The organism is Pseudorhodoferax sp. Leaf267 (assembly GCF_001422405.1).
Classification (GTDB): domain Bacteria; phylum Pseudomonadota; class Gammaproteobacteria; order Burkholderiales; family Burkholderiaceae_C; genus Pseudorhodoferax.
Window position 1 is genome coordinate 297,468 of the sequence record NZ_LMMV01000021.1, and the last position, 21,804, is coordinate 319,271.

The 21,804-nt window shown below is 68.3% G+C and carries 18 protein-coding genes; 14 read left to right on the forward strand and 4 right to left on the reverse strand.

The window, feature by feature from the left end:
* Positions 1-25 precede the first annotated feature (25 nt).
* Positions 26-3,553 carry a chromosome segregation protein SMC gene (gene smc, locus ASF43_RS18480; protein WP_056184088.1) on the reverse strand — a complete coding sequence of 1,176 codons (3,528 nt, stop codon included), beginning with the start codon at positions 3,551-3,553 and terminating at the stop codon, positions 26-28.
* 276 nt (positions 3,554-3,829) lie between these two features.
* Between smc and ASF43_RS18485 the strand changes: the two genes are divergently transcribed.
* The gene (locus ASF43_RS18485; protein WP_235578296.1) at positions 3,830-4,612 is read left to right on the forward strand and encodes a PEP-CTERM sorting domain-containing protein; all 783 of its coding nucleotides are present in this window, start codon (positions 3,830-3,832) and stop codon (positions 4,610-4,612) included.
* On the opposite strand, the gene ASF43_RS18490 is transcribed toward ASF43_RS18485, so the two are convergent.
* The gene (locus tag ASF43_RS18490) at positions 4,596-5,552 is read right to left on the reverse strand and encodes a LysR family transcriptional regulator (RefSeq protein ID WP_082497963.1); all 957 of its coding nucleotides are present in this window, start codon (positions 5,550-5,552) and stop codon (positions 4,596-4,598) included. The two genes, ASF43_RS18485 and ASF43_RS18490, sit on opposite strands and share 17 nt — an antisense overlap.
* Before the next feature lie 139 nt (positions 5,553-5,691).
* On the opposite strand from ASF43_RS18490, the gene ASF43_RS18495 reads away from it, so the two are divergent.
* The 13 genes from ASF43_RS18495 to ASF43_RS18555 all read left to right on the forward strand — a co-directional run bounded on the left by ASF43_RS18495 (position 5,692) and on the right by ASF43_RS18555 (position 19,141).
* Positions 5,692-7,221 (forward strand): CoA-acylating methylmalonate-semialdehyde dehydrogenase, encoded by a 1,530-nt coding sequence (locus ASF43_RS18495; protein WP_056184092.1) that lies wholly within the window; start codon positions 5,692-5,694, stop codon positions 7,219-7,221.
* A 17-nt stretch (positions 7,222-7,238) separates the two neighbouring features.
* Positions 7,239-7,589, forward strand: coding sequence for a lysozyme inhibitor LprI family protein (locus ASF43_RS18500; RefSeq protein ID WP_056184582.1), 351 nt, complete (start codon positions 7,239-7,241; stop codon positions 7,587-7,589).
* Positions 7,590-7,599: 10 nt separating this feature from the next.
* Positions 7,600-8,754, forward strand: coding sequence for an acyl-CoA dehydrogenase family protein (locus ASF43_RS18505; protein ID WP_056184093.1), 1,155 nt, complete (start codon positions 7,600-7,602; stop codon positions 8,752-8,754).
* The gene (locus tag ASF43_RS18510) at positions 8,751-9,866 is read left to right on the forward strand and encodes an enoyl-CoA hydratase/isomerase family protein (RefSeq protein ID WP_056184096.1); all 1,116 of its coding nucleotides are present in this window, start codon (positions 8,751-8,753) and stop codon (positions 9,864-9,866) included. The genes ASF43_RS18505 and ASF43_RS18510 overlap by 4 nt, the downstream gene beginning before the upstream one ends.
* Before the next feature lie 12 nt (positions 9,867-9,878).
* Positions 9,879-10,778 carry a 3-hydroxyisobutyrate dehydrogenase gene (mmsB, locus tag ASF43_RS18515; RefSeq protein ID WP_255358132.1) on the forward strand — a complete coding sequence of 300 codons (900 nt, stop codon included), beginning with the start codon at positions 9,879-9,881 and terminating at the stop codon, positions 10,776-10,778.
* Between the two features lie 32 nt (positions 10,779-10,810).
* Entirely contained in the window at positions 10,811-12,028 is a 1,218-nt protein-coding gene (dapC, locus tag ASF43_RS18520) for a succinyldiaminopimelate transaminase (protein ID WP_056184097.1), read from the forward strand.
* Positions 12,029-12,033: 5 nt separating this feature from the next.
* A complete protein-coding gene (gene dapD / locus ASF43_RS18525) occupies positions 12,034-12,867 on the forward strand; it encodes a 2,3,4,5-tetrahydropyridine-2,6-dicarboxylate N-succinyltransferase (protein ID WP_056184100.1) in 834 nt (277 codons plus the stop codon).
* Between the two features lie 118 nt (positions 12,868-12,985).
* A complete protein-coding gene (locus ASF43_RS18530; RefSeq protein WP_056184101.1) occupies positions 12,986-14,134 on the forward strand; it encodes a PilT/PilU family type 4a pilus ATPase in 1,149 nt (382 codons plus the stop codon).
* Positions 14,131-15,309, forward strand: a complete 1,179-nt coding sequence (gene dapE / locus ASF43_RS18535) for a succinyl-diaminopimelate desuccinylase (RefSeq protein ID WP_369803295.1) — start codon at positions 14,131-14,133, stop codon at positions 15,307-15,309. The genes ASF43_RS18530 and dapE overlap by 4 nt, the downstream gene beginning before the upstream one ends.
* Positions 15,306-16,178 (forward strand): 50S ribosomal protein L3 N(5)-glutamine methyltransferase, encoded by an 873-nt coding sequence (gene prmB, locus ASF43_RS18540; protein ID WP_056184103.1) that lies wholly within the window; start codon positions 15,306-15,308, stop codon positions 16,176-16,178. Before dapE ends, prmB begins: the two co-directional genes overlap by 4 nt.
* Positions 16,179-16,218: 40 nt before the next feature.
* Positions 16,219-18,180 (forward strand): ABC-F family ATP-binding cassette domain-containing protein, encoded by a 1,962-nt coding sequence (locus tag ASF43_RS18545; RefSeq protein ID WP_056184105.1) that lies wholly within the window; start codon positions 16,219-16,221, stop codon positions 18,178-18,180.
* 135 nt (positions 18,181-18,315) lie between these two features.
* Positions 18,316-18,567 (forward strand): GlsB/YeaQ/YmgE family stress response membrane protein, encoded by a 252-nt coding sequence (locus ASF43_RS18550; protein ID WP_056184107.1) that lies wholly within the window; start codon positions 18,316-18,318, stop codon positions 18,565-18,567.
* A gap of 19 nt (positions 18,568-18,586) precedes the next feature.
* A complete protein-coding gene (locus ASF43_RS18555) occupies positions 18,587-19,141 on the forward strand; it encodes a hypothetical protein (RefSeq protein WP_056184109.1) in 555 nt (184 codons plus the stop codon).
* 7 nt (positions 19,142-19,148) lie between these two features.
* Here ASF43_RS18555 and ASF43_RS18560 read toward each other — a convergent pair whose 3' ends face one another.
* Together ASF43_RS18560 and acs are read right to left on the reverse strand one after the other, a co-directional pair.
* Positions 19,149-19,646: a hypothetical protein gene (locus tag ASF43_RS18560; protein WP_156373408.1), complete on the reverse strand. Its 498-nt coding sequence runs from the start codon at positions 19,644-19,646 to the stop codon at positions 19,149-19,151.
* Between the two features lie 163 nt (positions 19,647-19,809).
* Entirely contained in the window at positions 19,810-21,789 is a 1,980-nt protein-coding gene (gene acs / locus ASF43_RS18565; RefSeq protein ID WP_056184112.1) for an acetate--CoA ligase, read from the reverse strand.
* Positions 21,790-21,804: the final 15 nt, after the last annotated feature.

Below are 21,804 nucleotides of genomic sequence, written 5' to 3' on the forward strand. Positions count from 1 at the left end.
CGGAACTCCTGTTGTTGTTGTGGGTTCAGGCCGCTTCGGCCATGGAAAGCGCCGACTCCATGTCGACGGCCACGATGCGCGAGACGCCCTGCTCCTGCATGGTCACGCCGATCAACTGCTTGGCCATTTCCATGGCGATCTTGTTGTGGCTGATGAAGAGGAACTGGGTCTCGCGGCTCATGGCGGTGACGAGTTTGGCATAGCGCTCGGTGTTGGCGTCGTCCAGGGGCGCATCCACCTCGTCCAGCAGGCAGAACGGCGCGGGGTTCAGCTGGAAGATCGCGAACACCAGCGCGATGGCGGTCAGCGCCTTCTCGCCGCCGGACAGCAAATGGATGGTCTGGTTCTTCTTGCCCGGCGGCTGGGCGATCACCTGCACGCCCGAGTCCAGGATCTCGTCGCCTGTGATCACGAGCCGCGCATTGCCGCCGCCGAACAGCTCGGGGAACATGCGGCCGAAATGCCCGTTCACGGTGTCGAAGGTGCCCGAGAGCAGCTCGCGCGTCTCGTTGTCGATCTTGCGGATCGCGTCTTCCAGCGTGGTCATGGCCTCGGTCAGGTCGGCGGTCTGCGCGTCGAGGAACTGCTTGCGTTCGCGCGCGGCGGTCAACTCGTCCAGCGCCGCCAGGTTCACGGCGCCCAGCGCCGCGATCTCGCGGTGCAGGCGGTCGATCTCGGACTGCAGGCCGCTCAGGCGCACATTGCCTTCCGTGATCGACTGGGCCAGCACCGCCAGGTCGACCTCGGCCTCGGCCAGCAGCTGGTTGTACTGCTCTACGCCCAGGCGTGCGGCCTGTTCCTTGAGCTGGAACTCGGTGATGCGCTGGCGCAGCGGGTCGAGCTCGCGTTCCAGCTTGAGCCGGGCCTCGTCACTGCCGCGCAGCCGCGTGGTCAGGTCGTCGTATTCGCTGCGGCGCGCGCCCAAGGCCGTTTCGCGCTCCAGCTTGAGCGCCAGTGCGTTCTGCAGGCCGGCCTGGGCGGCCGCATCGGACAGGCGCGACAACTCCTCGCGCGCGCGCTGGTCCTCGTCGTGCAGCGCGCGCGTCTGCTGGTCGGCCACGGCGATGGCGCGGCTGAGTTCGTCGCGCCGCGCGCCCAGGCTGCGGTGCGAGAACTGGGCCTCCTGCGCCTGGCGCTCCAGGCTGCGCTGCTGTTCGCGCGATTCGGTCAGCTTGCGCTGGGCCTCGATCACGCGTTCGTCGAGCTGGGCGTGGCGCTCCTGGCTGTCGGCCAGCTGCATGTCCAGCTCTTCGAAACGCGCCTCGGCCGTGATGCGGCGCTCCTGCAAGTCTTCGAGCTGGGCATCGACCTCGGCCAGGTCGCCGCTCAGCTGCTCGTTGCGCGCGCGGGTCTGCTCGGCCAGTTGCGTCAGGCGCAATGTCTCGACCTGCAAGGCATGGGCGCTGTTCTGCGTTTCGGCGGCCTCGCGCCGCGCGCCGACCAGGCGCTGCGAGGCGTCGGCATAGGCGGCCTCGGCGCGCACGAGGGCCGTGCGCGACTCTTCGCCGATCAGCGCCTGGGCGCGCAGCTGCTTGTCCAGGTTCTCGATCTCCTGCGCGCGGGCCAGCAGTCCGGCCTGCTCGGAGTCCTGCGCATAAAAGCTCACGCTGTGTGCGCTGACCGCGTGGCCGGACGGCACGTAGATCACCTCGCCCGGCTGCAGCTGGGCCCGCTGCGCCAGCGCCTGCGCGAAGTTCTCGGCCGTGTAGCAGCCATGCAGCCACTCGGCGAACAGCGCGCGCTGGGCCGCATCGCCCAGGCGCAGCAGGTCCGACAGGCGCGGCAGCTTGCCCGCCGCGTCGGCCACGGGCGCCCCCGGCGGGCTGTAGAACGACAGCTTGGCCGGCGGGCCGTCGGCGCCCTGGCTGCCCAGGAAGCCGCCGACCATCTCCAGCCGCGACACCTCCAGCGCGCCCAGGCGCTCGCGCAGCGCGGCTTCGAGTGCGTTCTCCCAACCCTGCTCGATGTGGATACGGCTCCAGATGCCTTGCAGGCCATCGAGGCCATGCCTGGACAGCCAGGGCACCAGCTTGCCGTCGGTGCGCACCTTCTCCTGCAAGGCCTTGAGCGCATCGGAGCGGGCCGACAGCTCGGCCTGGCGTGCCGACTCGGTGTTCACGGCCTGCTGGCGCGTGCGGCGCTCTTCGTCCAATTGCGGCACGCTGTCCTGCAACTCGTGCAGGCGCGCGTCGGCGATGGAAGCGGCTTCCTGCGCCTGCGCCAGTTGCTGCTGCAACTGCGCCAGCCGGCTCTCGTCGGGCACGGCCAGCGCGCGCTGGTCGGTCACGAGACGCTCGCGGCGCTGGTTCTGCTGGCGCGACTGCTCCTCGATGCTGCGCTGGTCGGCGGCCAGCACCTGGATCTGCTGCTGGACCTGCATGACGCTGGTCCGCTGTTCGTTGGCCCTGGCCTGGGCCTGGGCATGTGCTTCTTCCAGGTCCGGCAGGCGGGCAGCCTGCTCCTCGACCTGGGCGGCCAGCATTTCGGCCGCTTCTTCGGCCTGCGAGCCCTGGGTGGACAGGTTCTCGATCTCGGCCTCGGCATCGCTCTTGCGCGTGCCCCACTGGTCGATCTGCTCCTTGAGCGTGACCAGCCGCTGCTCCACACGCTGGCGGCCTTCGACCACGAAGCGGATCTCGCTCTCCAGCTTACCGACCTCGGCGCTGGCCTCGTACAGCTTGCCCTGCGCCTGATTGACGTGGTCGCCGGCCGCGTAGTGCGCCTGGCGGATGGCCTCCAACTCGGCCTCGATGTGGCGCAGGTCGGCGACGCGGGCCTCCAGCGCCGTCATCGCGTTCGCGCCCTCGGCCTGCACCCGGGCCTGGTCGGCCTCGCTGTCGGCGCGCTTCAAAAACCACAGCTGGTGCTGCTTGAGCGTGGCGCTGGCCTGCAGGCTGTTGTAGCGCTGGGCGACCTCTGCTTGCTTCTCCAGCTTATCCAGGTTGGCGTTGAGCTCGCGCAGGATGTCTTCGACGCGGGTGAGGTTCTCGCGCGTGTCCGACAGCCGGTTCTCCGTCTCGCGACGGCGCTCCTTGTACTTGGAGACACCGGCCGCCTCTTCCAGGAACAGCCGCAGTTCCTCGGGCTTGGATTCGATGATGCGGCTGATCGTGCCCTGGCCGATGATGGCGTAGGCGCGCGGCCCCAGGCCCGTGCCCAGGAACACGTCCTGCACATCGCGCCGGCGCACGGGCTGGTTGTTGATGTAGTAGCTGCTGGTGCCGTCGCGCGTCAGCACGCGCTTAACGGCGATTTCGCCGAACTGCGACCACTGGCCGCCGGCACGGTGGTCGCCGTTGTCGAACACCAGTTCCACGCTGGCGCGGCTGGCCGGCTTGCGCGAGGTCGTGCCGTTGAAGATCACGTCCTGCATGGACTCACCGCGCAGCTCGCTGGCCTTGCTCTCGCCCAGCACCCAACGCACCGCATCCATGATGTTGGACTTGCCGCAACCGTTGGGGCCGACCACGCCGACGAGTTGGCCGGGCAGCATGAAATTGGTGGGCTCGACGAAGGACTTGAAGCCGGCCAGCTTGATGGAGTTGAGGCGCAAGAAAGACCCTCGCTCATGTTGCAGAAATCACCGCGAGCGCGCAGGCGCAGGCTCGGAACAGGCCGCTGTCGACCGGTCGGGGATTTTATCGGCTAGCCATTGTTATCCCGACGTAACCAATTGACGCTATTTGTGTACTCGATTTGAGATTGCCTCTGGACTTGTCCAAAACATGCAATAATTCTTTTGCATACACATCTACACTGTATGCAATATGTGTTCAAACCATCACCGTGCGTCATGCGTGTTGCGGCGGCGCACAAGAAAGGTCTAGCAATGCGATCAGCAAAACGATGGATCACGGGCGTCGCCATGGCGGCTCTCGGGGCCGCGGCGCAGGCGGCGCCGATCACAGCCAGTGGAATCACCTGGAACCCCGATTACGCCGATGGCGGTGAAGTCGACTTCATCTCCCAGTTCGACTTTACGCAGTGGTATTCCAGGACCAGCAGCGTCGGCGGCGCCATCGCGGCCAACAGCTACAGCTCAGCGCTCGTATTCAACGACGTCTACACGGACCAGCAGAACGGCGGCACTTTCGGCACCTATTACCTGCAGGGTGCCGGCGAGATCTACCGCATCAACGGCGACACCGGATTCGCCGCCGCGGGCCGCGAGCTGACCTATGTGTTCGGCGGCATCGTGTTGCAGGCCGACGGAAGCCTGGATTACAGCCAGGCCTGGGGCAAGCTGTTCGCGGGCTACACCACGCCAGTCAACTACACGCACCCGGCCAGTAGCGACGCCGAAGTGCTGGACGCGCAGACTGGCGAGCTGTTCCTGGACCTGCGCTTCAACAGCGCCAGCTTCGTCGACGGCGACATCGGCAACGGCACGGTCAGCGCCAGCCTGCGCATCGTGGGCGGCACAGCAGCGGAGTATTTCGATCCACGCGCGCTGACCTACACGGGTGACGCCAACTTCAACCCGTCCGGCCGCTACTCGGGCGGCGGCAACGGCTCCTCGCTCGGCAATACCGAGAACGTGGTGCCTGAGCCGGCGTCCCTGGCGCTGATGGGCCTGGGCCTGATGGGCCTGGCCTTCATCCGTCGGCGCTGAGCCTCGCATCGGCCAGCCGCGCGGGCCCTTGCCCGCCGTCGCTTGCCGACGATTGGCCGGCCAGCAGGGGCGCGTTGGCCTCGGCCATGTCGACAAGCATGGCCCACACGGCCTGCATGCGCGCCAACGGCCGGTTCTCCGACGCCATCGACATCCAAAACGTGCGCTCGAATCGCGCCTGCCCCGGCAGCACCTGCTGCAGCCGGGCGTCGCCGTCCGCGATGAAGGCCGGCAGCACCGCGATGCCCGCGCCGGCCACCGTGGCCTGGTGCTGGGCCAGCACGCTGGTGCTGCGCAGGGCAAAGCGCTCGGCGCGGCACAGCTCGGCCAGGTAGCGCAATTCCTTGCTGAACAGCAGGTCGTCGATATAGCTGATGAACACATGCTGCTGCAGGTCTTCGCGCGTCGCGATCACGGGGTGCGTGGCGAGGTAGCGCGGCGATGCGTACAGGCGCAGCACGTAGTTGCACAGCCGTCTCACGACCACGTTGCCGCGTGCGGGCCGCTCCAGCGAGATCACGATGTCTGCCTCGCGTTGCGACAGGTTCACGCTGCGCGGTACGGCCAGCAGGTCGATCACGAGCTGCGAATGCTGCTGCCCGAAGCGGGCCAGTGCCGGCGCCAGCACCACCGTCCCGAAGCCCTCGGTCGCGCCGATGCGCACCAGGCCCGACAGCGCACCCGTGCGCTCTGGCGCCGCGCCAGCGATGGTCCGGCAGGCCGCCTCCATGGCCTCGGCATGCGGCAGCAGGCGGCGGCCCTGCTCGCTCACTTGGTATTCGCCGCCCGTGCGCATGAACAGCGGAGCGCCGACGGCCTGTTCCAGCGCGCGGATCCGGCGTGCGACCGTGGTGTGCTGCACATCCAGGCGTCGCGCCGCCGAGCTCAGCTTGCGCGTGCGCGCCAATTCGAGGAAGTAGCGCAGGTGGTCCCAGTCCATGGCCGCAGTATTGTGCAAATTTGCAGACCCGGTGAGCCCGAATCGCTCTTGCCGCTAGAAATTTGCACATGTAGCATGCGCCGTCGCGATCCGCTTCACGCATTGCGCCGCCAGGCGCCACCACCAGGAGACTCCACCCATGTCCGCACTCCCCGCCTCCGTCGCCGCGCCCGCGGTGCCCCATGTCAAGCTGCTGATCGACGGCAAGTTCGTCGAATCGCGCAGCAGCGAGTGGCGCGACATCGTGAACCCCGCCACGCAGGAAGTGCTGGCCCGCGTGCCGTTCGCCACGCCGGACGAAATCAACGCCGCCGTAGCCTCGGCCAAGGCCGCATTCAAGACCTGGCGCAAGACGCCGATCGGCGCGCGCGCCCGCATCTTCCTCAAGTACCAGCAGCTGATCCGCGAGAACATGGCCGAGCTGGCCGCCATCCTCACGGCCGAACAGGGCAAGACGCTGCCCGATGCCGAGGGTGACGTGTTCCGCGGCCTCGAAGTGGTCGAGCACGCCGCCAGCATCGGCAACCTGCAGCTCGGCGAGCTGGCCAACAACGTGGCCAGCGGCGTCGACACCTACACCTTGCTGCAGCCTCTGGGCGTGTGCGCCGGCATCACGCCGTTCAACTTCCCGGCCATGATCCCGCTGTGGATGTTCCCAATGGCGATCGCCACCGGCAACACCTTCGTGCTCAAGCCTTCCGAGCAGGACCCGATGGTCACCATGCGCCTGTGCGAACTGGCGCTGGAAGCCGGCATTCCGCCCGGCGTGCTGAACGTGGTGCACGGCGGCGAGGCGGCCGTCAACGCCATCTGCGACCACCCGGACATCCAGGCCATCAGCTTCGTGGGCTCGACCAAGGTCGGCACGCATGTCTACAACCGCGCGACGCTGAACGGCAAACGCGCGCAATGCATGATGGGCGCGAAGAACCACGCCATCGTGATGCCCGATGCGAACAAGGAGCAGACCTTGAACGCGCTGGCCGGTGCCAGCTTCGGCGCCGCGGGCCAGCGCTGCATGGCCGTGTCGGTCGCGGTGCTGGTGGGCGAGGCGCGCAACTGGATCCCTGATTTCGTGGAGAAGGCCAAGACGCTGAAAATCGGCGCCGGCACGGACAAGGGCGTGGACGTGGGGCCCCTGGTCTCCTGCGCCGCCTACGACCGCGTGACCGGCCTCATCGAACGCGGCGTGGCCGACGGCGCCACGCTGGAGCTGGACGGCCGCAAGCCCACCGTGCCCGGCTATGAGAAGGGCAACTTCGTCGCGCCGACGATCTTCTCGGGCGTGAAGCCCGGCATGGCGATCTACGACCAGGAGATCTTCGGCCCCGTGCTGTGCCTGGCCAGCGCCGAGACCATCGACGAGGCCATCGCGCTCATCAACAGCAACCCGAACGGCAACGGCACGGCCATCTTCACGCAATCCGGTGCCGCCGCGCGCCGCTTCCAGGAAGACATCGACGTGGGCCAGATCGGCATCAACGTGCCGATCCCGGTGCCGGTGCCGCTGTTCTCGTTCTCCGGCTCGCGCGCCTCCAAGCTCGGCGACCTGGGCCCTTACGGCAAGCAGGTTATCCTGTTCTACACGCAGACCAAGACCATCACCGAGCGCTGGTTCGACGACAGCACCGTCTCGCAGGGCGTCAACACGACGATCAGCCTGAAGTGAGGCGCTGGTGGCTGGCCATGCTGGTGCTGCCGCTCGGCGGCGCGGCGTGGGCCCAGGCCGGCGCCGCCTGTGTGCCGGGCGGCACGCAGGAGCAGGTCAATGCCTGCGCGCTGCGCGACTTCCAGGCGGCGGACGTGGCAATGGGCGTGGCCTACAGCGACGCGATGCAGGCGCTGCCTGCCGCCGAACGCGCACGACTGCGCCGCGAACACAGCGCCTGGATGCAGCAGCGCAACGCCACCTGCAAGCAGGCCACGCGCGCCTTCGAACAGCAGCCCGACGGCCCGCGTCGCTACCATGAATGCCTGACCGAGCAGACGCAGGAACGACGGCACAAGCTCCGTCCGGAGCCACCGGCGTCCCCATGAGCGAGACCGCATGAACTTTGAACTGACCGAGGAACAGCGCGCGTTTGCCGAGTCGGCCAACGCCTTCGCTGCCAGCGAGCTCGCGCCCCATGCCGCGCAGTGGGACCGCGAGCAGATCTTCCCGCGCGAGGCCATTGGCAAGGCCGGCGAGCTGGGCTTTTGCGGCCTGTACGCGCCAGAGCGCATCGGCGGCCTGGCCTTGCCGCGGCTGGACGCCACGCTGGTGTTCGAGCAGATGGCCGCCGTGGACCCTTCGACCACGGCCTTCATCACCATCCACAACATGGCGACCTGGATGCTGGGCAGCTGGGGCCGGCCTGCCGTGTGCGAGCGCTGGGGCGAAGACCTGACCAGCGGGCGCAAGCTGGCGTCCTACTGCCTCACGGAACCCGGTGCCGGCTCCGACGCGGGCAATCTGAAGACGCGCGCCGAGCTGCAGGGCCACGAGTACGTGATCAACGGCGGCAAGGCCTTCATCTCCGGCGCTGGCGCCACCGACGTGCTGGTGCTGATGGCGCGCACGGGCGGCGGCGGTGCGGGGGGCATCTCGGCCTTCGCGCTGCCGGCCGATGCGCCCGGCATCAGCTACGGCAAGAAGGAGCACAAGATGGGCTGGAACAGCCAGCCCACGCGCACCATCGCCTTCGACAACGTGCGCATCCCCGCCGACCACCTGCTGGGCGAGGAAGGCGAGGGCTTTCGCATCGCCATGAAAGGACTGGACGGCGGGCGCATCAACATCGCCACCTGCTCGGTGGGCGCGGCCCAGGGCGCGCTGGACGCGGCACGCCGCTACCTGCACGAGCGCCAGCAATTCGGCAAGCCGCTGGCCAGCTTCCAGGCGCTGCAGTTCAAGCTGGCCGACATGGCGACCGAGCTGGTCGCGGCGCGGCAGATGGTGCGGCTGGCGGCCAGCAAACTGGACGCTGGCCATGCCGACGCCAGCACCTATTGCGCCATGGCCAAGCGCTTCGCCACCGATGCCGGGTTCAACGTCTGCAACGACGCGCTCCAGCTGCACGGCGGCTACGGCTACCTCGCCGAATTCCCGCTGGAACGGCTGGTGCGCGACACGCGCGTGCACCAGATCCTGGAAGGCACGAACGAGATCATGCGCCTCATCGTGGCGCGCAAACTGCTGGAAAGCGACGTGGACATCCGATGACTGAATCCGTAGTCCTGTTCGATGAAATTAAGACCGAAGGCGGCAAGCGCTTCGGCGTGGCCACGCTGAACGCGCCTGCGTCGCTCAATTCGCTGTCCGTCGCCATGGTGCGGCTGCTGACGCCGCAATTGCGCGGCTGGGCAGCCGACCCGGCGATCGCCGGCGTGCTGCTGGACGCGGCGGGCGAGAAGGCCTTCTGCGCGGGCGGCGACCTGCGCCAGCTCTATCAGACGCTGCTCGACTGCGGGCCGGCGCGCAACGAGTATGCCGAGCGTTTCTTCGGCGAGGAGTACGAACTCGACTACCTGATCCACACGTACCCCAAGCCCTTTGTGTGCTGGGGCCACGGCATCGTGATGGGCGGCGGCATCGGCCTGCTGGCCGGCGCCTCACACCGCGTGGTCACGCCGCAGAGCCGGCTGGCCATGCCCGAGATCAACATCGGCCTGTACCCGGACGTCGGCGGCAGCTGGTTCCTGCGCCGCATGCCGGGCCGCACCGGGCTGTTCCTGGCGCTGACGGCGGCCAACTTCAACGCCAACGATGCCTTGTTCGTGGGCCAGGCCGACCACCTGGTGGCGCACGAGCGCAAGGCTGAGGTGCGGGCGACCATCGCCGCCACTGCATGGGCTGACGACGACCAGGCCAACCGCGCCACGCTCTCGCGCATCCTGATCGCCGCCGGCCAGGGCGCCGAAGCGCCGGCCTCCAAGCTGCGCGAGCACTTCGACACCATCAACACCCTGATGGCCGGCGAAGACCTGCAGGACATCGCCGCGCGCTTGGCCGCGCTGCAGAGCGACGACCCCTGGCTGCAGAACGCGGCCAAGGCCTTCGCCAAGGGCGCGCCCAGTTCGGCGGCGGTCAGCTTCGCGCTGTGGCAGCGTGTGCCGCGCATGTCGCTGGCGGAAGTGTTCCGTCTCGAATACCGGGCCTCGCTGGGCTTTTGCGCGCACAAGGATTTCGCCGAGGGCATCCGCGCCGTGCTGGTCGACAAGGACCGCAACCCGAAGTGGAGCCCCGCCACCCTGGCCGACATCACGCCCGCCTTCGTCGAAGACCACCTGCGCCCGCGTGGCGAGATGGCGCCTGAACTCGTCGGCCTCACCTGAACAACCACATCAATGGAGACACGCAGCATGAAGATCGCATTCATCGGCCTGGGCAACATGGGCGGCCCGATGGCCCTGAACCTCAAGAAGGCCGGCCACGACGTCAGCGGCTTCGACCTGTCGGAGGCGGCCCGCGCCAAGTTCGCGGCCGACGGCCTCACGATCGCCGCCTCGGCCGACGCCACGCTGGAAGGCGCCGAAGTCGTCATCAGCATGCTGCCGGCCAGCCAGCATGTCGAATCGCTGTACCTGGGTGAAACCGGCCTGCTGGCGAAGATCGCCCCCGGCACTCTTGTCATCGACAGCAGCACGATTGCCGCGGCCAGCTCGCGCAAGGTGGCACAAGCCGGCGCCGCACGCGGCATCGCCGTGATCGACGCCCCGGTCTCCGGCGGCACCGGCGGCGCCATCGCCGGCACGCTGACCTTCATGGTCGGCGGCACCCAGGCCGACCTGGAACGGGCCCGCCCCCTGCTGGAGAAGATGGGCGCCAACATCTTCCACGCGGGCGACGCCGGTGCCGGCCAGACCGCCAAGATCTGCAACAACATGCTGCTCGGCATCCTCATGATCGGCACCTCCGAGGCGCTGGCGCTGGGCGTGGCCAATGGGCTGGACCCCAAGGTGCTGTCAGAGATCATGCGCCGCAGCTCCGGCGGCAACTGGGCGCTGGAGAAGTACAACCCCATGCCCGGCGTGATGGAGACCGCGCCCGCATCCAAGGGCTATGCCGGCGGTTTCGGCACCGATCTGATGTTGAAAGACCTGGGCCTGGCGCAGGAGACCGCCGCCGCCGTGAAGGCCGCCACTCCGCTGGGCGGCCTGGCGCGCAACCTGTACGCGGCACACAGCCTGGCCGGCCATGGCGCACTCGATTTCTCCAGCGTGCTGAAGTCTCTGCAGAAGCCCTGAGGCCGGGCTGGGCGCGCTGATAATCGCGCCCCATGAATCCCCTGCTCGCCCGCCTGCAGCCCTACCCCTTCGAACGGCTGCGCCAACTGTTCGCCGACGTCACGCTGCCCGCCGACCTGCGGCCCATCAGCCTGGGCATCGGCGAGCCCAAGCACCCCACGCCCGATTTCATCCAGGCCGCGCTGGCCGGTGACTTGAAGGCCGGCCTGGCCGGCTATCCGCCGACGGCCGGCACGCCCGCGCTGCGCCAGTCGTTCACGCGCTGGCTGCAGCGCCGCTACGGGCTGGCACTGGACCCGGCCACCCAGGTGCTGCCGGTCAACGGCTCGCGCGAGGCCTTGTTCGCGTTCACGCAGACCATCGTGGATCCCACGCGCCAGGGTGCGACCGTGGTGTGTCCCAACCCGTTCTATCAAATCTACGAAGGCGCGGCGCTGCTGGCAGGGGCCGAGCCCTACTACGCACCGTCAGACCCGGCGCGCAATTTCGCGGTGGACTGGGACAGCGTGCCCGCGGACGTCTGGGCCCGCACGCAGCTGCTGTTCGTCTGCTCGCCCGGCAACCCCACCGGCGCCGTGATGCCGCTGGACGAATGGCGCAAGCTGTTCGATCTGTCGGACCGGCATGGCTTCGTGATCGCCTCCGACGAGTGCTACAGCGAGATCTACTTCGGCGACACCCCTCCGCTGGGTGGCCTGGAAGCAGCAGCCGAACTGGGCCGCAGCGAATTCCGGAACATCGTGGCCTTCACGAGCCTCTCGAAGCGCAGCAACGTGCCCGGCATGCGCTCGGGTTTCGTGGCCGGCGACGCGCGTGTGATGCAGCAGTTCCAGCTCTACCGCACCTACCACGGCAGTGCCATGAGCCCCGTGGTGCAGACCGCCAGCATCGCGGCCTGGAACGACGAGGCCCATGTCGAGGCCAACCGCGCGCTGTACCGCGAGAAGTTCGCGGCGGTCACGCCGCTCTTGGCCGAAGTCATGGACGTGCGCCTGCCGGACGCCAGCTTTTACCTGTGGGCCGGCGTGCCGCTGCGCCCGGGCGAAGACCCCGTGGGCAGCGACGCGCGCTTCGCCCGGGATTTGCTCGCTCAATACAATGTCACGGTTTTGCCCGGCAGCTACCTGGCGCGCGAGACGGCCGGGTCCAACCCCGGTCAGGGCCGCATCCGCATGGCCCTGGTGGCCGAAACCGCCGAATGCGTGGAAGCCGCACAGCGCATCGTTCAATTCATCCAATCCAGAACCTGATCACCATGAGCCAACAGCTTCAAACCATCATCGACACCGCCTGGGACAACCGCGCCAGCCTCTCGCCCCAGGCTGCGCCCAAGGAAGTCCAGGACGCTGTCGAGACCGTGATCGCCGAGCTCAACACCGGCAAGCTGCGCGTGGCCACGCGCGAGTCCGTGGGCCAGTGGACGGTGCACCAGTGGATCAAGAAGGCCGTGCTGCTGTCGTTCCGCCTGAAGGACAACGAGGTCATCCAGGCCGGCCAGCTCGGCTTCTACGACAAGGTGCAGACCAAGTTCGCGCACCTGTCGGCTGAAGAGATGAAGGCCACCGGCGTGCGCGTGGTGCCGCCCGCCGTGGCGCGCCGCGGCAGCTACATCGCCAAGGGCGCGATCCTGATGCCCAGCTACGTGAACATCGGCGCCTATGTGGACGAAGGCACCATGGTCGACACCTGGGCCACGGTGGGCAGCTGCGCCCAGATCGGCAAGAACGTGCACCTGTCCGGCGGCGTGGGCATCGGCGGCGTGCTGGAGCCGCTGCAGGCCGGCCCCACCATCATCGAGGACAACTGCTTCATCGGCGCGCGCTCCGAAGTCGTCGAAGGCGTGGTCATCGAGGAGAACTCGGTGCTGGGCATGGGCGTGTACATCGGCCAGAGCACGCCGATCTTCAACCGCGACACGGGCGAGATCGTCTACGGCCGCGTGCCTTCGGGCAGCGTGGTCATCAGTGGCGGCCTGCCCAAGAAGACGGCAGCCGGCAAGGACTACACGACCTATGCCGCCGTGATCGTGAAGACGGTCGATGCGCAGACGCGCTCGAAAACAAGCCTGAACGACCTGCTGCGCGATTGAATGGACCACCCCCAGTCTCCGCGCTGCGTGCTCCGCCAACCCCCTCAAGGGGGCGCCGCGAGCGGCTTGGACTGCGGGCGGCATTCGGCGTCATGATTCGGCTTTTCGGAGCGCCAGCATGAGCACCATGGAACGCATCCTGCGCCTGATGCAGGAGAAGAAGGCCTCCGACCTGTACCTGTCGGCGAACGCGCCCGCGCAGCTCAAGATCAACGGTCTGACCGTGCCGATCAACAGCCAGCTGCTGCCCTTCGACGCACCGCGCAATTTGCTGGCCGAGGTCGTCTCGGCCGACAAGATGGAGGAGCTGGACCGCACCGGCGAGCTCAACCTGGCGGTGTCGCAGCCCGGCGTCGGGCGCTTTCGCGTCAGCGCCATGCGCCAGCGCGGCAGCTGCGCCGTGGTCGTGCGCTACATCAACAGCGAGATCCCCGAGCTTTCCGCGCTGAACGTGCCCATGTCGCTGGCCGACCTGGTGCTGCGCAAGCGCGGGCTGCTGCTGGTGGTGGGCGCCACGGGCGCTGGCAAGACGACCACGCTGGCCGCCATGCTGGACCACCGCAACCAGCGCCAGAGCGGCCACATCCTCACGATCGAGGAGCCGATCGAGTTCCTGTTCCGCAACAAGAAGTCCATCGTGAACCAGCGCGAGATCGGCACCGACACGCAGTCGCTGCAGGTGGCTCTGAAGAACGCGCTGCGCCAGGCGCCCGACGTGATCCTGATCGGCGAGATCCGCGACCGCGAGACCATGTCGGCCGCGCTGTCGTATGCCCAGACCGGCCACCTGTGCCTGGCCACGCTGCATGCGAACAACAGCTACCAGGCGCTGAACCGCATCCTGAACTTCTACCCCGTCGAGGTGCGCCCCACCATGCTGAGCGACCTGGCCTCGGCCCTGCAGGCCGTGGTGTCGCAGCGGCTGTTGCGCACCGTGCGCGGCGAGCGCGTGCCGGCCGTGGAGATCATGCTGAACACGCGGCTCGTGGCCGAGATGATCGAGCGCGGCGATTTCTCCGGCGTCAAGGAAGCCATGGAGAAATCCATCGCCGAGGGCTCGCAGACCTTCGAGGGCCACATTGCGCAGCTCGTCACGGAAGGCGTGGTCGAGCGCCAGGAGGGGCTGGCGCATGCCGACTCGGCCACCAACCTGCTGTGGCGGCTGCAAAACGACTTCACGCGCGGCGCCTCGGCCATCGAGGCCGCGCCGGACGACGATGACCAGCCCTCCTTCACCGACATCACGCTGGACGTCAAGACCCCATGACCCTGAACGAGACCGTGCGCCTGGCCGAGCAACTGATCGCCCAGCCCTCCGTCACGCCCGCCGACGGCCAATGCCAGGCGCTGATCGCCGAACGCCTGGCACCCCTGGGTTTTGCCTGCGAGACCATCACCAGCGGCCCGGCCGACTTTCGCGTCACCAACCTGTGGGCCGTGCGGCGCGGCGCGGCCGCCCGGCGTGACGCCGCCTGCGGCCGCACGCTGGTGCTGGCCGGCCACACCGACGTCGTGCCCACCGGGCCGCTGGAGCAGTGGAGCAGCGACCCCTTCGTGCCCACGCACCGCGATGGCAAGCTCTATGGACGGGGCGTGAGCGACATGAAGACCTCGCTGGCCGCTTTCGTGGTGGCGATCGAGCGCTTCCTGGCCGCGACGCCCGACCCGGCGCTGTCGATCGCGCTGCTGCTGACCAGCGACGAGGAAGGCCCGGCCCGGGACGGCACGGTCGTGGTCTGCGACCAGCTGCGCGCGCGCGGCGAGCGCATCGACTGGTGCATCGTCGGCGAGCCGACCTCGGTGGAGCGTACGGGCGACATGGTCAAGAACGGCCGGCGCGGCACCATGGGCGGCAAGCTCACGGTGCTGGGCATCCAGGGCCACATCGCCTACCCGCAGCTGGCGCGCAACCCCATCCACCAGGCGTTGCCCGCGCTGGCCGAGCTGGCCGCGATCGAGTGGGACCGCGGCAACGGCTTCTTCCAGCCGACCAGCTTTCAGGTCAGCAACATCCACGGCGGCACGGGCGCGAGCAACGTGATCCCGGGCCAGGTCGTCATCGACTTCAACTTCCGCTTCTGCACCGAATCCACGGCCGAGGGCCTGCAGCAGCGCGTGCGGGAGGTGCTGGACCGCCATGGGCTGGAGTACAGGCTGGACTGGACGGTCGGCGGCCTGCCTTTTTTGACCACACCCGGCACGCTGGTGGAGGCCGTGCGCGCCGCGATCCTGGCCGAGACCGGGATCACCACCGAGCTGTCGACCACGGGCGGCACCAGCGACGGCCGCTTCATCGCCAAGATCTGCCCGCAGGTCATCGAACTCGGCCCGCCGAACGCCACGATCCACAAGATCGACGAGCACCTGCGCGTGGCCGACATCGAACCGTTGACCGCGATCTACCGCGGCGTGCTGGAGCGGCTGGACGCCTCGATCACGTGACGCAGACGGTCTTGTCCCTGATCGAGGCCGGCGCCGCGCAGCTGGACGCGGCCCGCGTCGCCTATGGCCATGGCACGGCCAACGCGTTCGACGAGGCCGCCTGGCTGGTGCTGTGGCGCCTGGGCCTGCCACTCGATGCGCTCGACGACGTGGCCGACCAGCCCGTCGCACCCGAAGCCCAGGCCGCGGTGCAGGCCCTGCTGGACCAGCGCATCGCCACGCGCAAGCCCGCCGCCTACCTCACGCAGGAGGCCTGGCTGCAGGGCGTGCCCTTCTACGTGGATGAGCGCGCCATCGTGCCGCGCTCCTTCATCGCCGAGCTGCTGGCCGATGGCAGCTTCGACGCCTGGCTCGGCCCGCACACGCAGCGCGTGCTGGACCTGTGCACCGGCAACGGCAGCCTGGCCGTGCTGGCCGCCATGGCCTGGCCCGACGTGACGGTGGACGCGGCCGACATCTCGCCAGATGCGCTGGCCGTCGCCCGCATCAATGTGGACCGCCACGGCCTGGCCGCGCGCATCCGCCTGCTGCAGTCCGACGGCCTGGCGCAGACCGAGGGCCCCTACGACCTGGTGCTGTGCAACCCGCCCTATGTGAACAGCGCCAGCATGCAGGCACTGCCGGCCGAATACCGGGCCGAGCCGGCGCTGGCGCTGGCCGGTGGCGCCGACGGCATGGACTTCATCCGTGGCCTGCTGGCCGGCCTGTCTGCGAAAATGCCGGCACACGGCGTGCTGGTGCTGGAAATCGGCAACGAACGGGCCTATTTCGAAGCCGCTTTTGCGGGACTCGAAGTGGTATGGCTGGAGACAAGCGCCGGCGACGACCAGGTTCTGCTGGTCACCGGCGAAGCCCTCGCCAACCTCTGAAACTCTCAACGAGCGCCGCTTGCATGGAGCGGCGGTTCACATGATCACCCTGAAGAATGTCGTCCTGCGCCGCGGGACCAAGGTGCTGCTCGACAGCGCCTCCACCGTCATCAACCCCGGCGAGAAGGCCGGTCTAGTCGGCCGCAACGGCGCCGGCAAGTCCAGCCTGTTCGCGCTGCTGAACGGCAGCCTGCACGAGGACGGCGGCGAGTTCTTCGTGCCGCCGCAGTGGCGGCTGGCCCAGGTCGCGCAGGACATGCCCGAGACCTCGCAGGGCGCCACCGACTTCGTGGTCGATGGCGACGTGGTGCTGCTGGCCGCACAGGCCGAAGTGACGGCCAGCGAGGCCAGCGAAGACGGCGAGCGCATGGCACACGCCTACATGGCGCTGCACGACGCAGGTGCACACGACGCCCGCGCGCGCGCGCAGGCGCTGATCCTGGGCCTGGGCTTCAAGACCACGGAGCTCGACAACCCGGTCGACAGCTTCTCGGGCGGCTGGCGCATGCGCCTGCAGCTGGCCCGTGCGCTGATGTGCCCCTCCGACCTGATGCTGCTGGACGAGCCCACCAACCACCTGGACCTGGACGCGCTGGTCTGGCTGGAGGCCTGGCTCAAGCGCTACCAGGGCACGCTGCTGATCATCAGCCATGACCGCGAATTCCTGGACGCGGTGACCGACGTCACCGTCCACATCGAGAGCGCCAAGCTCAACCGCTATGGCGGCAACTACAGCAAGTTCGAGGACATGCGGGCCGAGCAGATGGCGCTGCAGCAGCAAAGCTTTGCCAAGCAGCAGGAAAAGATCGCCCACCTGCAGAAGTTCATCGACCGCTTCAAGGCCAAGGCCAGCAAGGCCAAGCAGGCGCAGAGCCGGGTCAAGGCGCTGGCGCGCATGGAGCGTGTAGCGCCGCTCCTGGCCGAGGCCGATTTCAGCTTCGAGTTCAAGGAGCCGGCCAACCTGCCCAACCCCATGCTGGCCATGCAGGACGCGAGCTTCGGCTACCCGGCGCCCGAGGATGCCCCCGAAGGCACGCCGCCCACCGTCATCGTGCAGAAGGTCAGCAAGTCGGTGCTGGCCGGCCAGCGCATCGGCATCCTGGGCGCGAACGGCCAGGGCAAGTCCACGGTCGTGAAGACCGTGGCGCGCGCGCTGCAGCCCATCCTGGGCGAGATCACCGAAGGCAAGGGCCTGAACATCGGCTACTTCGCGCAGCAGGAGCTGGACGTGCTGCGCCCGGCCGACAACCCGCTGGAGCACATGATCCGCCTGGTCAAGGAGACGCAGGCCGCCGGCAAGCTGGGCAGCCAGCCCACGCGCGAGCAGGACTTGCGCAGCTTCCTGGGCGGCTTCAATTTCAGCGGCGACATGGTCAAGCAGGCCGTGGGCAGCATGAGCGGCGGCGAAAAGGCCCGCCTGGTGCTGTGCATGATCGTGTGGCAACGCCCCAACCTCCTGCTGCTGGACGAGCCGACCAACCACCTGGACCTGGCCACGCGCGAGGCGCTGTCCATGGCGCTCAACGAGTTCGAAGGCACGGTGATGCTGGTCAGCCACGACCGGGCACTGCTGCGCGCCGTCTGCGACGAGTTCTGGCTGGTCGCGCGCGGCGGCATCAGCCCGTTCGATGGCGACCTGGACGACTACCAGCGCTACCTGCTCGACGAAGCCAAGCGCCAGCGCGAGGCGTTGAAGCACGCGCCCGCGGCAGCCCCGGCGGTGGCGGCACCCGCGCCGGCGCCGGCCCAGCGCAAGCAGGACGCACAGCAGCGCCAGGCACAGAACGAGCGCCTGCGCCCGATCCGCAAGCAGATCGAGAAACTGGACTTGAGCATGGCGGCGCTGAACGCGGAGAAGGCAGCGCTCGAGGCGCAGCTTATGCAGAACCCCTCGCCGGCCGCCATGGCCGAGGCCGGCCGCAAGCTCAAGCAGGTGACCGACCAGCTTGCGCGGCAGGAAGAGGAGTGGCTGGGCCTGTCGGAACAGCTGGAAACCTCCTGACGCGTGGGCCGGCGGCGTTGCGCCGGCCCACATACAACAGGCGCGCCGTCTGACAGCCATGCGGTCGCACAAGGCGTGGGAGCCGGGCGGGCATCAGGTACATTGCCCTGGCTTTCAACTTTTTGTACACACGCCATGTTCTCCATCATCGGAACCATCATCGTCGGCTTCATCGTGGGCCTGCTGGCTCGGGCACTCAAGCCGGGTGACGACAAGCTCGGCCTCGTCATGACGTCCATCCTGGGCATCGCCGGCTCCTTTGGCGCCAGCTGGCTGGGCCAACAGATGGGCTGGTACCAGCCCGGCGCCGCCGCTGGCTGGATCGCGTCCATCGTGGGCGCGATCGTGTTGCTGGTGATCTACGGCATGGTCAAGGGCAAGTCCTGATCCAGAAAACCGCGAAGCCATGCCCACCGCACTGGACTTCGCAGACGGCGATCCGCAACTGACGGACGCCGTGCGGCGCAGCCGCAAGCTGCTGCACCGCCGGGCGCTGGTGGCGGCAGCGGCGGGCACCGTGCCCGTGCCGGGCCTGGACTGGGCGGTGGACGCCGCCCTGCTGTCCCGCCTGATCCCGGCGATCAACGCCGAGTTCGGCCTCACGCCAGACCAGATCGACCAGTTGGACCCCCACCAGCGCGAGCAGGTGCAAAAGGCCGTGGGCCTGGTCGGCTCGGTGCTGATCGGCAAGTTCATCACGCGCGACCTGGTGCTCAAGGCCGCCACCACCATCGGCCTGCGGCTCACGGCCGGCCAGGCCGCCAAATACGTGCCGCTGGCCGGCCAGGCGGTGTCGGCTCTGGTCGGCTACAGCGCGATCCGTTTCCTGGGCGAGGAACACTTGAAGGACTGCGTGCGCGTGGCGCGCAAGGCCCAACTGGCGTTGCCGGCACCGGCCGCGCCCCCAGTGCCGGCACCGCGCAAAACCTTGCTGCAGCGCCTGGGCCGGCGCCAGGGTTGAACCGGCTTCAGTGCCGGAAGGGCTTCAAGTCCAGCAAGATGGCGTAGGTGCGCTTGTCCACGCGGCGCGTCGCATCGTCCACCGTGATCCTGGCGTCGCACTGGCTCAGTTGGCCGGGCCGCCCCTCATAGGCCAGCCGGCGGTGAAAGCGCGTCGCGTCGCCATCCAACAGGTAGCCGACGCGCACGTCCTCGACCAGCACCTCCACGGGCGCGCCGATGTTGTGTTCGGCGCCGTCGCCCGCACGCAGCGTGGCCACGCAATGCTCGCCCAGCTGCTCCAGGGCGTGGCGCAGCGCAGGCTGGTGGCGCGGGCCGCTGAGCACCTCGAAATCGAAGCGCCCCAGATGCGGCCACTGGTGCGTGTCCAGCGGGACGGGGCTGGAGACCGATCCGAACGACGAGCCGGCCACCTGGAAGTCAGGTTGCTGGGCCCGGTTTCGGAGCCCCCGCCACAACATGAACGCTGCGACACCGCCCACCATGACCACGATCAGTTCTGACACGTCCGACTTCCTCCAGTGCATCGACACCCGCGCGGCACCCACGCCAAATTCGACGCTGTGCGCAGCACGCAAAGAAGTAATTTGTAATTGATTCAGATCGAATTTGTCACTTGGCCCGTCTGGAAACTGAAATCTTTCAGCACTTTTAAGGATGAAAGGTGGCTCAGTTGACCTGCGACAACTGCTCGAGGATGGCCGGATTTTCCAGCGTGCTGGTGTCCTGGGTGATGGCCTCGCCCTTGGCGATGGAGCGCAGCAGGCGCCGCATGATCTTGCCGCTGCGGGTCTTGGGCAGGTTGTCGCCGAAGCGGATGTCCTTGGGCTTGGCGATCGGGCCGATCTCCTTGGCCACCCAGTCGCGCAGTTCCTTGGCGATGGCCTTGGCCTCGTCGCCGTGCGGGCGTGGGCGCTTGAGCACCACGAAGGCACAGATGGCCTCGCCCGTGGTGTCGTCGGGCCGGCCCACCACGGCGGCTTCGGCCACCAGGTCGGTCTTGGCGACCAGGGCCGACTCGATCTCCATCGTGCCCATGCGGTGGCCGGACACGTTCAGCACGTCGTCGATGCGGCCCGTGATCGTGAAATAGCCCGTCCTGGCGTCGCGGATCGCGCCGTCGCCCGCCAGGTAGTAGCCCTTGAGCTCGGGCGGGTAGTAGCTCTTCACGAAGCGGTCGGCATCGTTCCAGATCGTGCGGATCATGCCGGGCCAGGGGCGCTTGACGACCAGGATGCCGCCCTGCCCGTTCGGCACGTCGTTGCCGGTCTCGTCGACGATGGCGGCCGTGATGCCCGGGAACGGCAGCGTGCACGAGCCGGGCACCAGGTCGGTGGCGCCCGGCAGCGGCGTGATCATGTGGCCGCCGGTCTCGGTCTGCCAGAACGTGTCCACGATGGGGCAGCGGCCGCCACCCACATGCTGGTGGTACCACTCCCAGGCGGCCGGGTTGATGGGCTCGCCCACCGAGCCCAGGATGCGCAGGCTGGAGAGGTCGTAGCTCTTGGGGTGCACGGCGTCGCTGGCCTCGGCGGCCTTGATCAGTGAGCGGATCGCCGTGGGCGCGGTGTAGAAGACCGTGACCTTGTGGTCCTGCACCATCTTCCAGAAGCGGCCGGCGTCCGGGTAGGTGGGCACGCCCTCGAACACGATCTCGGTCGCGCCCAGGGCCAGCGGGCCGTAGGTGATGTAGCTGTGGCCCGTGACCCAGCCGATGTCGGCCGTGCACCAGAAGACGTCGTCGGCCTTCAGGTCGAAGGTCCACTTGGTGGTGACCGCGGCCTGCAGCAGGTAGCCGCCCGTGGAGTGCTGCACGCCCTTGGGCTTGCCCGTCGAGCCCGAGGTGTAGAGCAGGAACAGCGGGTGCTCAGCCTCCACCCATTCGGGCTCGCAGGTGTCGGACTGGCCGTCCGTCAGCTCCTGCAGCCACAGGTCACGCGGCGCCTGGAACGGCACGGCGCCCCCGGTGCGGCGCGCCACCAGCACGTTGCGCACGCTCTCGCAGCCGCCCAGGCCGATGGCCTCGTCGACGATGGCCTTGAGCGGCAGCTGCTTGCCCCCGCGCGCCTGCTGGTCGGCCGTGATGACGATGGATGCGCCGGTATCGGCGATGCGGTCGCGCAGCGCCTGGGCCGAGAAGCCGCCGAACACCACGGAGTGGATGGCGCCGATGCGCGCGCAGGCCTGCATCGCGGCCACGCCGTCGACCGACATGGAGATGTAGATGACGACGCGGTCACCCTTCTTCACGCCCAGCGAGCGCAGCGCGTTGGCCATGCGGCACACGCGCACCAGCAGGTCGGCATAGCTCACATGGGTGACCTGGCCGTCGTCGGCCTCGAAGATGAGCGCGGTTTTGTTGCCCAGGCCGCGCTCCACATTGCGGTCCAGGCAGTTGTACGACACGTTCAGCGTGCCGTCGGCAAACCACTTGAAGAACGGCGCGCCGCTGGTGTCCAGCACCTTGGTGAACGGTGTCTTCCAGGTGATGAACTCGCGCGCCAGACGGCCCCAGTAGGCCTCTGGGTCGCTCTCGGCCTCGGCCACCAGCTTGTCGTAGGCGGCACGGCCGGACACGTGGGCGTTGCGCGCCAGGGCTTCGGGTGGCGCGTACAACTTGGCGGCGGTCGGGGTGGCGGTCTCGGACATGTCGTCTCCTTGGGC

Coding starts and splice junctions, on each gene's coding strand:
- ASF43_RS18555 (WP_056184109.1), top strand. CDS start 18,587: ATGCCCACCGCACTGGACTTCGCAGACGGCGATCCGCAACTGACGGAC.
- ASF43_RS18505 (WP_056184093.1), top strand. CDS start 7,600: ATGAACTTTGAACTGACCGAGGAACAGCGCGCGTTTGCCGAGTCGGCC.
- ASF43_RS18545 (WP_056184105.1), top strand. CDS start 16,219: ATGATCACCCTGAAGAATGTCGTCCTGCGCCGCGGGACCAAGGTGCTG.
- ASF43_RS18510 (WP_056184096.1), top strand. CDS start 8,751: ATGACTGAATCCGTAGTCCTGTTCGATGAAATTAAGACCGAAGGCGGC.
- ASF43_RS18495 (WP_056184092.1), top strand. CDS start 5,692: ATGTCCGCACTCCCCGCCTCCGTCGCCGCGCCCGCGGTGCCCCATGTC.
- dapC (WP_056184097.1), top strand. CDS start 10,811: ATGAATCCCCTGCTCGCCCGCCTGCAGCCCTACCCCTTCGAACGGCTG.
- ASF43_RS18485 (WP_235578296.1), top strand. CDS start 3,830: ATGCGATCAGCAAAACGATGGATCACGGGCGTCGCCATGGCGGCTCTC.
- mmsB (WP_255358132.1), top strand. CDS start 9,879: ATGGAGACACGCAGCATGAAGATCGCATTCATCGGCCTGGGCAACATG.
- dapE (WP_369803295.1), top strand. CDS start 14,131: ATGACCCTGAACGAGACCGTGCGCCTGGCCGAGCAACTGATCGCCCAG.
- acs (WP_056184112.1), bottom strand. CDS start 21,789: ATGTCCGAGACCGCCACCCCGACCGCCGCCAAGTTGTACGCGCCACCC.
- ASF43_RS18530 (WP_056184101.1), top strand. CDS start 12,986: ATGAGCACCATGGAACGCATCCTGCGCCTGATGCAGGAGAAGAAGGCC.
- ASF43_RS18500 (WP_056184582.1), top strand. CDS start 7,239: ATGCTGGTGCTGCCGCTCGGCGGCGCGGCGTGGGCCCAGGCCGGCGCC.
- ASF43_RS18550 (WP_056184107.1), top strand. CDS start 18,316: ATGTTCTCCATCATCGGAACCATCATCGTCGGCTTCATCGTGGGCCTG.
- dapD (WP_056184100.1), top strand. CDS start 12,034: ATGAGCCAACAGCTTCAAACCATCATCGACACCGCCTGGGACAACCGC.
- ASF43_RS18490 (WP_082497963.1), bottom strand. CDS start 5,552: ATGGACTGGGACCACCTGCGCTACTTCCTCGAATTGGCGCGCACGCGC.